General features: G+C 69.4%; 11 protein-coding genes. 6 read left to right on the top strand and 5 right to left on the bottom strand.

What is annotated here, in order from left to right:
* Positions 1-28: 28 nt before the first annotated feature.
* Positions 29-574 (bottom strand): hypothetical protein, encoded by a 546-nt coding sequence (locus K318_RS0102560; protein ID WP_084499524.1) that lies wholly within the window; start codon positions 572-574, stop codon positions 29-31.
* A gap of 298 nt (positions 575-872) precedes the next feature.
* On the opposite strand from K318_RS0102560, the gene K318_RS18855 reads away from it, so the two are divergent.
* Genes K318_RS18855 through K318_RS18845 form a run of 3 tightly spaced genes read left to right on the top strand, consistent with a single transcriptional unit; the run spans position 873 to position 4,221 of the window.
* The gene (locus K318_RS18855) at positions 873-1,910 is read left to right on the top strand and encodes an acyl-CoA dehydrogenase family protein (RefSeq protein WP_035280194.1); all 1,038 of its coding nucleotides are present in this window, start codon (positions 873-875) and stop codon (positions 1,908-1,910) included.
* Complete coding sequence (locus K318_RS18850) at positions 1,907-3,403, top strand: bifunctional PIG-L family deacetylase/class I SAM-dependent methyltransferase (RefSeq protein ID WP_051297363.1); 1,497 nt, start codon at positions 1,907-1,909, stop codon at positions 3,401-3,403. The genes K318_RS18855 and K318_RS18850 overlap by 4 nt, the downstream gene beginning before the upstream one ends.
* On the top strand, positions 3,400-4,221 hold the full coding sequence (locus K318_RS18845; protein ID WP_051297361.1) for a glycosyltransferase family 2 protein: 822 nt from the start codon (positions 3,400-3,402) through the stop codon (positions 4,219-4,221). The genes K318_RS18850 and K318_RS18845 overlap by 4 nt, the downstream gene beginning before the upstream one ends.
* Here the strand turns inward: K318_RS18845 and K318_RS0102540 are convergent.
* Entirely contained in the window at positions 4,181-4,582 is a 402-nt protein-coding gene (locus K318_RS0102540) for a DUF1801 domain-containing protein (RefSeq protein WP_029088310.1), read from the bottom strand. The genes K318_RS18845 and K318_RS0102540 overlap by 41 nt on opposite strands.
* Positions 4,583-4,769: 187 nt before the next feature.
* On the opposite strand from K318_RS0102540, the gene K318_RS0102535 reads away from it, so the two are divergent.
* The 3 genes from K318_RS0102535 (at position 4,770) to K318_RS24160 (ending at position 8,481) form a co-directional block, all read left to right on the top strand.
* Positions 4,770-5,108 carry a carboxymuconolactone decarboxylase family protein gene (locus K318_RS0102535; RefSeq protein WP_029088309.1) on the top strand — a complete coding sequence of 113 codons (339 nt, stop codon included), beginning with the start codon at positions 4,770-4,772 and terminating at the stop codon, positions 5,106-5,108.
* 17 nt (positions 5,109-5,125) lie between these two features.
* Complete coding sequence (locus K318_RS0102530; RefSeq protein ID WP_029088308.1) at positions 5,126-6,847, top strand: tetratricopeptide repeat protein; 1,722 nt, start codon at positions 5,126-5,128, stop codon at positions 6,845-6,847.
* Between the two features lie 113 nt (positions 6,848-6,960).
* Positions 6,961-8,481 carry an amidohydrolase gene (locus tag K318_RS24160; protein ID WP_169721435.1) on the top strand — a complete coding sequence of 507 codons (1,521 nt, stop codon included), beginning with the start codon at positions 6,961-6,963 and terminating at the stop codon, positions 8,479-8,481.
* A 124-nt stretch (positions 8,482-8,605) separates the two neighbouring features.
* Here the strand turns inward: K318_RS24160 and K318_RS18840 are convergent, their stop codons facing one another.
* The 3 genes from K318_RS18840 to K318_RS0102510 are packed head-to-tail and all read right to left on the bottom strand — an operon-like array spanning position 8,606 to position 11,616.
* Positions 8,606-9,664, bottom strand: a complete 1,059-nt coding sequence (locus tag K318_RS18840; protein ID WP_035280191.1) for an ABC transporter ATP-binding protein — start codon at positions 9,662-9,664, stop codon at positions 8,606-8,608.
* Positions 9,661-10,683: an ABC transporter ATP-binding protein gene (locus K318_RS0102515; protein ID WP_029088306.1), complete on the bottom strand. Its 1,023-nt coding sequence runs from the start codon at positions 10,681-10,683 to the stop codon at positions 9,661-9,663. The genes K318_RS18840 and K318_RS0102515 overlap by 4 nt, the downstream gene beginning before the upstream one ends.
* Positions 10,684-10,692: 9 nt before the next feature.
* Positions 10,693-11,616 carry an ABC transporter permease gene (locus K318_RS0102510; RefSeq protein ID WP_035280189.1) on the bottom strand — a complete coding sequence of 308 codons (924 nt, stop codon included), beginning with the start codon at positions 11,614-11,616 and terminating at the stop codon, positions 10,693-10,695.
* Between the last annotated feature and the right edge of the window lie 5 nt (positions 11,617-11,621).

Here is an 11,621-nt window from a genome sequence, read left to right as displayed (position 1 = left end):
GTGAGCGGCGTTTCGGGTGGGAAGCTGCTCAGCGGCGCAGGCGCCCGGCGAGGGTGACGACGACGATGACGAGCGCGGTGAGCAGTGCGGCCCCGCTCGTCGCGAAGAGGGCGAACGACCACGGGGAGTGATCGCCGCCGCTGATCCCGTAGGTGTCCGCGAGCGCCATGCCCGCGGAGAATGAGGCGAAGAAGTATCCCGGGGCACCGCACACCAGGAGCAGCAGGTAGTAGAGCACCACCGGAGTGCGCCGCAGCCGGGGCGCGGCGTAGGCGAACGCGAGTCCCGCGAAGGCGAGGACCGCGCCCACGGAGAGGATGACGAGGGCGGTGGTCGCGCCCAGCGACTCCCCGGCAGCGGCGACCTCGGCGCGGATCTGCTCGAGCGGTCTGCCCGGAGCGGCCGCACGGGGATTGAGGACGAGGATCTGCACGGCGGCGAATGCGGCGTAGCCGAGCACGGTGAGCAGGCCGAGCCAGGCCCAGCCGCGCGGCCCGATGCGCGGCTGGGCGCCCGGGGGTTCGCGCTTGGGGGCGCCGTGGCGCGCACCGTCCTGCGCCTCGCTGCGAGTCATGCCGCTCACAGTACCGTCCGGCCCCCGCACGCGGCATCGGGGCCTCGGCGCTGCGGCGACCGGCATCGGCGGGGCGCACACCGAGCGTCGCCTGTCGCACGGCACGGAGAGCGCAGCAGGGAGAGCACGAGGGAGAACGGGCGCAGGTCCGGGACGGAAGCCGTCGAGGCGTCGGTCCCGGGCGCGTGCCGAGGCGGGCACTCGCCGAGTCGGGCATCCGCTCAGCTCCGCCCGGCCGGCCGCGGTGATCTCCGGCCGCGGTGATCTCCGGCCGCGGTGATCTAATGTGAGCCGGGTGATGGGTTTCACCGCTGAGAGCTCCGCCGCCCTCCCGCCCGGTTTCGCACCGGACCTGCAGGCCGCCGCAGGGGATCCTGTGGCCGCTCTGCGCCTGGCACCCGCGCTCGCCCGGGAGCTCGGCATGCCGGGCGGAGGGAACACCCGCCGCTTGTGGGAGGGGATGGCGGCCGTCGCAGCCATCGACCTCACCGCCGCCCGCACGCTCGAACCGCACCTCGACGCCCTCGCGATCCTCGCGCAGGCACACGAGGCGGGTCTCTCCCCCGCCGTGCCGGCCGACGCCACTTGGGGAGTCTTCGCCGCAGAGGGACCGGGCGCCCGGCTCACCGCCCGTCGCGACGCACGCGGCTGGCGGCTCGACGGGCGCAAGGCCTGGTGCTCCCTCGCCGGAGCGCTGTCCCACGCCCTCGTCACCGCCTGGACCTCCGAGCGGGGACGCACCCTCTTCGCGGTGGCGCTGGACGATCCCGGCGTGCGTCCCGCAGAGGGAAGGTGGGTCTCGCGGGGGCTCAGCGCCGTCGAGACCGTCTCGCTCGACCTCGTCTCCGTGCCCGCTCTCCCAGTGGGCGGCGAGGACTGGTACCTCTCCCGCCCCGGCTTCGCCCTCGGGGGCATCGGAGTGGCAGCCGTGTGGTGGGGAGCGGCCTGCGCGCTCGCCGGGAGGCTGCGCCTCGCACTCCGGGAGCGCGAGCCCGATCAGATCGCACTCCTCCACCTCGGCCGCTGCGATGCGGCGCTCCATGCCGCCGGAGCGGTGCTCGCGCAGGCCGCGGACGAGGCGGACCGGTCCGGCGCCGACCCGCATGCCTGGCCCGCGGCGCTGCGGGTGCGCTGCATCGTGCACGATGCGTGCGAGACCGTCCTCACCGCCGTCGCCCACACGCTCGGGCCGGGCCCGCTCACACAGGAGGAGGAGCATGCCCGGCGGGTGGCGGACCTCCAGGTGTACCTGCGCCAGCACAAGGCCGAGCGGGACCTCGCCTCCGTGGGAGAGGGGATCCTCGCCGGTCTGCCGACGGTCTGGGACGCTCAGTGACGGCGCAGAGGGGCGCTGCCCCCGGAGCTCAGCGCGAGGACGCCTTCAGCCACGCGGATGCGGGGACGCCCGAGGCCGTCTGGCAGGAGCAGGCGGCGCTCGCCTCCGCCGGAGCCCTGGACCTCTCAGGGATCGGCAGGCTCATCGTGGTCGCCGCCCACCCCGATGACGAGACCCTCATGGCCGGCGGGCTGCTCGCGACGGCCGCAGGGAGGGGGCTGCGGACCGAGGTCGTCATCGCGAGCGGAGGCGAGGCCTCCCATCCGCACTCGCCCACCCACACGCCCGCACGCCTCGCCGGGCTGCGCCGGCATGAGGTGGCCGAGGCCGTCCGTGTGCTGGCGCCAGGAGCGGGGCTGCACCTGCTGGACCTGGGCGACGGGCGCCTCGGCGAGCGCGGGGAGGAGCTGACGGCGGCCCTCGTGCGCCTGGTAGGAGCCGGGGGAGCGGACACCCTGCTGGTCTCCACGTGGAGGGGCGACCGGCACCCCGACCACGCGGCAGTGGCCGAGGCCTCGGCGAGCGCGGCGTGGCGGACGGATGCGCAGCACCTCGAGGCGCCGCTGTGGCTGTGGCACTGGGGGTCTCCCGAGGACCTCGCCGGGCTGGCTGGACGGTCCCCGCTGGTCCGTCTGGACCTGAGCCCGGAGGCCCGGGAGCGCAAGCGGAGGGCCGTCGCACTCCACACCTCGCAGACCGCGCAGCTGAGCCCGGCCCCCGGTGACGAGGCTCTGCTGAGCCGGGAGGTCCTCGAGCACTTCGAGCGGGCCTTCGAGATCTTCTGCAGACCGGAGCGCGGGGAGGAGAGCCCGTTCGAGCCGCTGCATCGCTCATCCGCGGATCCCTGGGGCGCCCGGACACGCTGGTACGAGGCGCGCAAGCGGGCGCTCACGCTCGCAGCCCTCCCCGCGCAGGGGTACGGGACCGCGTTCGAGCTCGGGTGCTCCACGGGCATGCTCGCCCAGGAGCTCGCCGCACGGTGCGAGAGGGTGCTCGCGATCGACGAATCGGCCTCGGCCCTCGCCCGGGCGCAGGCGGTCGTGACGGACCCGAGGGTGGAGCTCCGGCGCCTCCGTCTGCCTGAGGAATGGCCCGAGGAGGCACCCGGGCTCGTGGTCGTCTCTGAGATCGGGTACTTCCTCAGCCCGAGGCGGATGCTGCGCCTGGCGGAGCGCATCGCCGGTTCCGGGGCGGGCACCGTGGTGGCGTGCCACTGGCGGCACCCTCTCGTGGGCTGGCCGCTGAGTGCGTCCGAAGTCCATGGGCTGCTCGACCGCCGGCTGCCCTTCTCCCGGGTCCTCACGGCTGCCGATGCCGATTTCGAGCTCGTGGTCTGGAGCCGGGAGTCCCCGGCCGACCCTGTCTCCTCCGGGCGGGGACCCCATGCCGGCACCGCCTCCGCTGCGGCGTCCGGCGGCGATGTGCGTTCCGGCACCGCTTCCGGCGGCCGGATTCTCCATACCGGTGGCCGTTCCGGCGAGGCGCGCAGATGACGGTGCCCCTGGTCGAGGCGTTCGCGGTGGTCGTGCCGGTGCACGACGAGGAGGAGCTGCTCGGGGACTGCCTGCGCTCGCTCGCCGCGGCCGTCGCCGCCTGCGAACAGCGGGTCCTGGTGGTCACGGTGCTCGACCGCTGCGCCGATGCGAGCGCGCGCGTGGCCGCCGAGGCGGCGGAGAGGCATCCGCACCTCCTGCTCCGGGTCATCGAGGGCATCTTCCCGCACCTCGGCGCGGTGCGCAGCGCCGGTGTCCGCGAGGCCGCGGCACAGCTGCCGGACCTCCCCGCGGAGAGGATCTGGACGTCCCACACCGATGCGGATTCCCGGGTGCCCGCTCACTGGCTCACCCGGCAGGCGGCGCTCGCCGCCGAGGGGGCGGACCTCGTGATCGGCACGGTCGTCCCCGAGGAGGACCCGGACTCGCCGTCGTACGGCCTCTGGCACGCCCGGCACCGGCTGGAGGAGGGACACAGCGCGGTGCACGGAGCCAATCTGGGGGTGCGGCTCAACCGGCTGCGGGCCGTGGGCGGCTTCAGCCCGCTGCCCGTCTCCGAGGACGTGGACACGGTGCGGCGGCTGCAGGCGGCCGGAGTTCCCTGGGTCGCGACGGACACCGTCAGGGTCGTCACATCCGCGCGGCGGGAGGGCCGGGCCCCAGGCGGGTTCGCGCGCTATCTGTGCGGCCTCGACGCCCTCGCCGCCGGGGCGCCCGAGGCCCCCGCTCGGGAGCTCCGCCTTCCTGCGGCCGGCATGCCCGCCGCGGCGGCGAGGACTATGAGTGCAGGGTGGCGGCCGCGCGCAGCAGGGCGCTGATCGCGGGAGCGTCGTCCTCCACCTCGGCGGGTCGCGAGAGCTTCACGTGGCGCATCATGGTGCTTCCCACCAGCAGGCCGGCGGGGTCCTCCAGCTGCGACCCGTGCAGGAGGGTGAGCGACACCCACCGGCTGTAGGGGGTCAGGGCGGCCATCCCCCACCCGTTGTACCCGTACTGGTGGGCGGCATAGCCGATGCTCGCATCGACCTCATCCACCGAGTGCCGGATGTCCGGCAGGACCGAGAGCACGAGGTCGTGCAGGGCGAGATAGACCTCTGCGAGCTCCTGGGGGCGGTCGCGGACGAGCTCGGTCAGCTGGGCACGCGTGGGAGCGTCGATGTGCGGGTGCGTCTTCGCCATGGCACCAGCCTAGGGGGCGGCAAGGTCGGACGGGGTGGCCGCACTGCGGCGGGAATGTAATTACAAGTTTTTACTTGAATTTTAACGATTGCCCCCTTAGGATGTGATTGTGGTCACTGCGATGATGGGTAATTGGACCGTTTCGCAGGCATCGCTTTCCATGTGCACTGCTCCCGGGAGGAAGCCCATGTCCCACTACCACGACTCATCGGATATGAAGCGTCTGCGCGATCTGAGGAAGGCGGCGCCTCGCGAGTTCGCTGCCTGGATGGGGCTTGACGCGATAGTCGGCATCGAAGATGGTGCAGTGCCGCGCAAGTATCGTGAGCTCATTGCTGTCGCCTGCGCGCACATGACGCAGTGCGTCTATTGCATGGAGGACCATGTCGCAGGTGCGAAGAAGGCGGGAGCGTCGAAGGCGGAGCTTTCCGAGGTGATTCTGGTTGCCGCCGCACTGCGTGCCGGAGCGGCTGGTGCTCATGGAGGGCTCGCGATGAGAATGTTCGATGCGGTTCCTGAGTCGTAGGAAGGAGAGCCTTCGCAGTGACTGTGAGCGCCGATGACTACTACGACCTCGGGTCCCATTCGCGCCCGGTCACGACCGACAGCGAGGCGGCGCAGCTCTGGTTCGACCGTGGGCTCGTCTGGAGCTATGGCTTCAACCATGAAGAGGCCGTCGTCTGCTTCGAACGGGCGCTCGAGCATGATCCCGACCTGGCGATGGCGCACTGGGGCATCGCCTATTCCCTCGGCCCCAACTACAACAAGCCGTGGCAGGATTTCGACCCCGTGGATCTCGCGACGTCCCTCGAGCGGGCGTTCGCGGCCGTGAACCGCGCCGCAGCGGGCGCGGGCGGGCTCACGAGCGCCGAGCGGGGCCTCATCGAGGCCCTCCGCCACCGGTATCCGCAGGCCGAGGCGGTCGAGGACTGCTCCATCTGGAACTCCGGCTATGTGGAGGCGATGCGGGGTGTGCACGAGGCCCACCGCGATGACCTCGACGTCGCCGCGCTGTTCGCCGATGCGCTCATGAACGTGACCCCGTGGGAGCTGTGGGACCAGCGGACGGGAGAGCCCGCCCCGGGCTCGCACGCGGTCGAGGCGCGGGCGGTCCTCGACCACGCGCTCTCCCTTGCGGGTGGCCGGGAGCACCCGGGAGTGCTCCACATGTACATCCACCTCATGGAGATGTCGGCCGTGCCGGAGCAGGCGCTCCCGTACGCGGATGCGTTGCGCGATCTCGTCCCGGACTCCGGCCACCTCCAGCACATGCCCACCCACCTGGACGTCCTGTGCGGTGACTACGAGCGCGTCATCTCATCGAACTCCCGCGCCATCGAGGCGGACGAGAAGTACGCCGCCCGTGCCGGGGCGATGAACTTCTACACGCTCTACCGGTGCCACGACTACCACTTCAGGATCTACGGGGCGATGTTCCTCGGCCAGCGGGCGGTGGCACTCGAGACCTGCGAGCGGCTCGAGCGTGCGGTGCCCGAGGTGCTGCTCCGCGAGGAGGTCCCGCCGATGGCGGACTGGCTCGAGGGCTTCCTCCCCATGCGGATGCACGTCCTCATCCGGTTCGGGGAATGGCAGTCGATCCTCGACGCGGAGCTGCCGCGCGACCCCGAGCTGTACTGCGTGACGACCGCGATGATGCACTACGCGAAAGCGGTGGCATACGCGGCGACGGGACAGGTGGACGCGGCCGCCGCGGAGCGGAAGCTGTTCACCGCGGCCGCCGCACGCGTGCCGGAATCGCGCATGCTCTTCAACAACACCTGCCGCGACATCCTCGCAGTCGCGGCGGCCATGCTCGAGGGCGAGCTGGAGTACCGCCGAGGCGACTGCGACAGGGCGTTCGCTGCGCTCCGCCGGTCGATCGACCTGGACGACGGCCTCCCGTACGACGAGCCGTGGGGGTGGATGCAGCCCACGCGGCACGCCTACGGCGCTCTGCTCCTCGAACAGGGGCGCGTCGAGGAGGCGGCCGCTGTCTACCGGGCCGACCTCGGGCTCGACGACACGGTGCCGCGCTCGCATCAGCACCCTGGCAATGTGTGGAGCCTCCACGGCTATCACGAGTGCCTCACTCGGCTGGGCAGGACGGGCGAGGCGGCGATCATCGGGCAGCAGCTCCGCCTCGCCTCGGCGCGCTCCGATGTGACGATCTCCGCATCGTGCTTCTGCCGACTCTCCGTGGCGGACGCGCCCGGCGAGGCCTCTTCTGAGGGGCCCTGCTGCGGGGCAGAGGCGGACGGGCTTTGAGGGGGCTTTCGGTGGAGTGCGATTATGTTCTGCGCAATGCCACTGTGCTCGTCGGAGACGCTGCGGAGACCCGGGCGCGGTCCCTGGCGGTAAAGGATGGGCGCATTGCTGCGGTGTCTGACGAGCCGCTCCATGGTTGCAGAAGCATCGATCTGGAAGGCCGGACGGTGGTGCCAGGGTTCCATGATGCGCACTGTCACACATCGTGGTACGGAACCTCGCTCGCCGGCATCCCGCTTCGTTCGGTCGCATCCGTCGATGACGTACTCAGTCTCGTGAGGGCGGCGGCAGACCGGACTCCTCGGGGCCGCTGGGTGATCGGGAGCGGTTTGTCTCCGATGGGCGCCGGGCGAGCGCTGCCGACGCTGGCTGAACTCGACCGGATTGCGCCTGAGCATCCGGTCTGGCTCATCGCCTCGTCAGGCCATGCTTCGGTTGTGAACTCTCGTGTGCTCGAGCTCCTGAACCGACGTGAACTCGAGAAGTTTGAAGCGCTTCCCACCGACGCGCACGGCGGACTGTCGGGACTGCTCGAGGAGCACGCCCATGCATGCGTGTTGGAGCAGGCCCAGCCCTACAGCGGCGACGACATCGTGAATGCAATCGGCCGAGCTCATCGGAACTATGTTGCCGAAGGCATCACTGCTGTTCAGGAAGCTGGTGTCGGGGCTGGGCTCGTGGGGTACGGAGAGGCGGAGGCGGGGGCGTACCAGCGTGCGAGGGAGACAGGCGACCTGCTGGTGCGCACGACCCTCATGCCGTCGTTCGCGGCTCTCCACCCTCTTCGGCAAGACAGGGGCGGGCAGGAGGCCATGGGGATCGACCTAGGGATGCGCTCGGGATTCGGGGACGAATGGCTGCGGCTGGGACCGGTGAAGTTTTTCACTGATGGATCGATCCTCGCCGGCACCGCCGAACTCAACGGCGGATATCCGAACGGCGCATTCGCGGACCGGGAAGGACTCTACGACCGTAACGAGGTCAGCCGGAGGATTCTCGGTGCACACCGTGCCGGATGGCAGATCGCAGTCCATGCACAGGGCGATGCGGCGATCGACTTCGTGCTGGACTGCTTCGAGGAAGCACAGCAGTCTTCCCCTCGGGGGGATGTCCGCCATCGGATCGAACACTGCTCCGTCACGAGCGAGCAGGCGGTGGAGCGGATGGCCCGGCTGGGCGTCGTGCCATCGCCGCAGGGACGGTTCGTTGGGGTCGTGGGGGAGGGGCTGAGGGATCTGCTCGACGACGACCAGCTGCGTCGCACCTACCGCATGCGCTCCTATCTGGACCGTGGTCTGACAGTTGCAGGCAGCTCCGATCGCCCCTGCACAGAGGGCGATCCGCTGCGCGGCATTCACGATATGGTGAACCGGCGAACGGACCGCGGAACAGCCTTCGGCGATCATGAGGGAGTCACCGCGCAACAGGCACTGCGCGCCTATGCCCACGGATCTGCCTATGCGGCTCATATGGACGGCTGGGTCGGCACACTGGAGCCTGGAATGGCCGCGGACTTTGCGGTGCTGTCCCACGATCCCACCGCAGTGGATTCCCATCGCATCAGGGAAATCGACGTCACCGCAACTGCGGTCGCGGGTCGGTTCGTCTACGATCCGTCCGGGGAAATGGTCTGAACGCATGGGCCTCTGCGCGTTGCCGCAGGAGAAGGCATCGTGCAGATCGCGGTTCTCAGGACGTGTCGTCCGGCGGCGAACAGTCCCCGGGGCGGCACGCTTGCCGCCCCGGGGACTTCGGGAGTCACTGCGGTGAGGTGCGGCCTTCTCCCGTGAGAACGGTCGTGCGGCTCTCGACACGCGGAGTGATCTCCCCGGTGAGGATCGCCTCGGCGTAATGGCAGGCAACCTTGTGATCCGGCGCCACCTCGCGAAGCTCAGGCCGTTCGTCACCGCACCGTGTTTCCTGGCGGAACGGGCAGCGGGTGTTGAAGCGGCACCCCGAAGGCGGATCGGCCGGCGACGGCAGGTCGCCTCTGAGAACGATCCGCTCCGGGCGATCGGCGGCGACCGGATCGGGGATCGGGACCGCCGACAGCAAGGAGATCGTATAGGGGTGCATCGGCTGGACGTAGAGGTCGTCGGCAGCCCCTTCTTCGACGATCCCGCCCAGATACATCACTCCGACTGTTTCGCTGATGTGCCTGACGACGGCGAGGTCGTGGGCGATGACGATGAAGGTGAGCTGGAGCTGTTCCTGCAGCTCCTCGAGCAGGTTGATGACTTGCGCCTGCACAGATACGTCGAGTGCCGAAACCGGTTCGTCCGCGATGAGGAGATCAGGTTTGAGAGTGATCGCTCGTGCGATTCCGATGCGCTGCCGCTGACCACCGGAGAACTCGTGCGGGTACTTGTCCGCAGCGTCGGCTGGGAGGCCTACCGAATCGAGGAGCTCTCGCACATGCAGCTGTCGCTGATGTGCTGACATCGTGATCCCGTGTGCTGCGAGAGGCTCTGTGAGCGTCGCGTACACGCTCTGCCGAGGATTGAGGCTCGCCATGGGATCCTGGAAGACCATCTGCATACGAGAGCGCATTCGCCGCAGCGGTTCTTCCCTGAGGCTCAGGATGTCGGTTCCGTCCAGGTGCACGCTGCCGGAAGTCGGCTCGACGAGCCGCAGGAGTGCTCGCCCGAGTGTCGATTTTCCGCAGCCTGACTCGCCGACCAGGCCGTATGTGCTGGTGGCCCGGATATCGAGGTCGACACCGTCGACGGCTTTGACAGTGCCCACCTGCCGGTGCCGGATCACTCCGCGCATGATGGGGAAATGAACTTTGAGGTCGCGGACGGTCAGGAGGTTCATGGCGTCATCGCTTTCTTCGCGAGGGCGGGGGCGGGGTTCAGGCACCGATGGAGATGCTCTTCGTCGAGACCTCCTCCGACCGCGTTCCATCCCGTGGACTGCATCGGTGGAAGTCCTCGGCCGCATGCGGCAGTCGCGGCGGCGCAGCGGGGCATGAAGGCGCATCCGTCATCCCATGGGAGCTTCTGATCGGCGCTGCCGGGAATTGGATTGAGCGGTGCGTCCCGCGGTGTCTCGAGGCGGGGCATGGCGGCGAGCAGCCCGGCGGTGTAGCGGTGGGTGGGATGGGCGAAGAGATCCCGCACGTTCCCGGCTTCGACTGCGCGACCCGCGTACATCACGGTCACGTGGTCGCACAGCTCTGCGACAACGCCCATGTCGTGGGTGATCATCATGAGGGCGGTTCCGCTCTCCACGACCTGTTCCTTGAGCAGGTCGAGGATCTGTGCCTGCACGGTGACGTCGAGAGCTGTCGTCGGCTCGTCAGCAATGAGCATACGGGGACCGCATGCGAGGGCGATGGCGATGAGGACCCGCTGCCGCATCCCACCCGACAGCTGATGGGGAAACTCCCCCAGCCGTTGTCTGGGGGCGGGGATGCCGACTCTCCTGAGCAGGCGCTCTGCTGCATCCATGGCAGCCCCCTTCGTCATCCCCTTGTGCCGACGCAGGGGTTCCGTGATCTGCACGCCGATCCGCACGACGGGATTGAGCGAGGTCATCGGATCCTGGAAGATCATCGAAATCTCCCGGCCGCGGATGCTGCGTCGGGCGTCGTCGTTCAGGCTGAGCAGTTCGATCCCGTCGTATCTGATGCTGCCGCTGACCTCGACCCCTCTCTTGGGCAGGAGCCCGAGGACGGAGAGCGACGTGATCGATTTGCCGCATCCGGATTCACCGACGAGGCCCACCGTCTGTCCGCCGTCCACGTCGAGATCGAGCCCGTCGACGGCTCGGACCGGAGGACGCCCTCGGCGCATGAAGCTGATGCGGAGATCTCTGATTTCGAGGAGTGCCATATCGATTCCCTATCGGTGGTACTTCGGGTCCAGTGCCTCACGCATCTGCTCTCCGAGCAGGGTGAACCCCAGAGCGGCGAGGACGATGGCTGCGCCCGGTGCCATGGCCAACAGCGGTGCGGTGGCGAGTGCGTCCTGAGCGTCTGTGAGCATGCGGCCCCATTCAGGAGTGCTGGGATCCGGACTGGACAGTCCGAGGAATGCCAGACCGGCCGCATCGATGATTGCGATGGAGAGGTAGAGAGTTCCCTGAACGAGAACGGGGGTGACGGAGTTGGGCAGAACATGGCTGAAGATGATCGTGCTGCGCCTGAGCCCGGCCGCTCGTGCCGCGAGCACGTAGTCGCTTGCCCGCTGCCCCAGCATCTGCCCCCGCAGGAGCCTTGCGAAGATGGGTACGCTCGTCACCGCGATGGCGACCATCACCGAGGTGAGGGAAGGACCCAGCACAGCGGCCACGGCGATCGCCATGAGCAGGCTGGGGACGGCGAGCATGATGTCAACGATGCGCATGACGATGGCATCCACCCAACCGCCGAATGCGCCGGCAAGTATGCCAAGCGTCACGCCGACCGAACCGCCGAGCAGAACCGACACCACACCGATGAGCAGCGACTGCCTGGTGCCGTAGACCAGACGCGAGAACACGTCCCGCCCTTGAGGATCGATGCCCAGCCAGTGCTCGGCCGACGGGCCCGGGTACTGTCCCGGGCGCACCTGGTCGAGCCACGAGTTGTCGCCGGGACGAAAGGGAGCGATCCAAGGGGCGAAGACGGCAACGGCGATGAAGGCGGTGATGAGGGCGAGGCCGAGGATCGCGGACTTGCTGCGGAGGACCCGGTACAGCGCCTGCCGCCAGAGACCGCCTCCGATCCTCGTCCGCGGTCGTTCCGACATCTGTGAGCCGTTGCCGTCGGTCTGGGCAGAAGCCATGGCAG

This window comes from Brevibacterium album DSM 18261, assembly GCF_000426445.1.
Taxonomy (GTDB): Bacteria; Actinomycetota; Actinomycetes; order Actinomycetales; family Brevibacteriaceae; genus Brevibacterium; species Brevibacterium album.
Note: the sequence above shows the minus strand (reverse complement) of the source record. Positions and strands in the feature narration are given on the sequence as shown.

Coding starts and splice junctions, on each gene's coding strand:
- K318_RS0102560 (WP_084499524.1), bottom strand. CDS start 574: ATGACTCGCAGCGAGGCGCAGGACGGTGCGCGCCACGGCGCCCCCAAG.
- K318_RS18855 (WP_035280194.1), top strand. CDS start 873: ATGGGTTTCACCGCTGAGAGCTCCGCCGCCCTCCCGCCCGGTTTCGCA.
- K318_RS18845 (WP_051297361.1), top strand. CDS start 3,400: ATGACGGTGCCCCTGGTCGAGGCGTTCGCGGTGGTCGTGCCGGTGCAC.
- K318_RS0102540 (WP_029088310.1), bottom strand. CDS start 4,582: ATGGCGAAGACGCACCCGCACATCGACGCTCCCACGCGTGCCCAGCTG.
- K318_RS0102535 (WP_029088309.1), top strand. CDS start 4,770: ATGTCCCACTACCACGACTCATCGGATATGAAGCGTCTGCGCGATCTG.
- K318_RS18840 (WP_035280191.1), bottom strand. CDS start 9,664: ATGAACCTCCTGACCGTCCGCGACCTCAAAGTTCATTTCCCCATCATG.
- K318_RS0102515 (WP_029088306.1), bottom strand. CDS start 10,683: ATGGCACTCCTCGAAATCAGAGATCTCCGCATCAGCTTCATGCGCCGA.
- K318_RS0102510 (WP_035280189.1), bottom strand. CDS start 11,616: ATGGCTTCTGCCCAGACCGACGGCAACGGCTCACAGATGTCGGAACGA.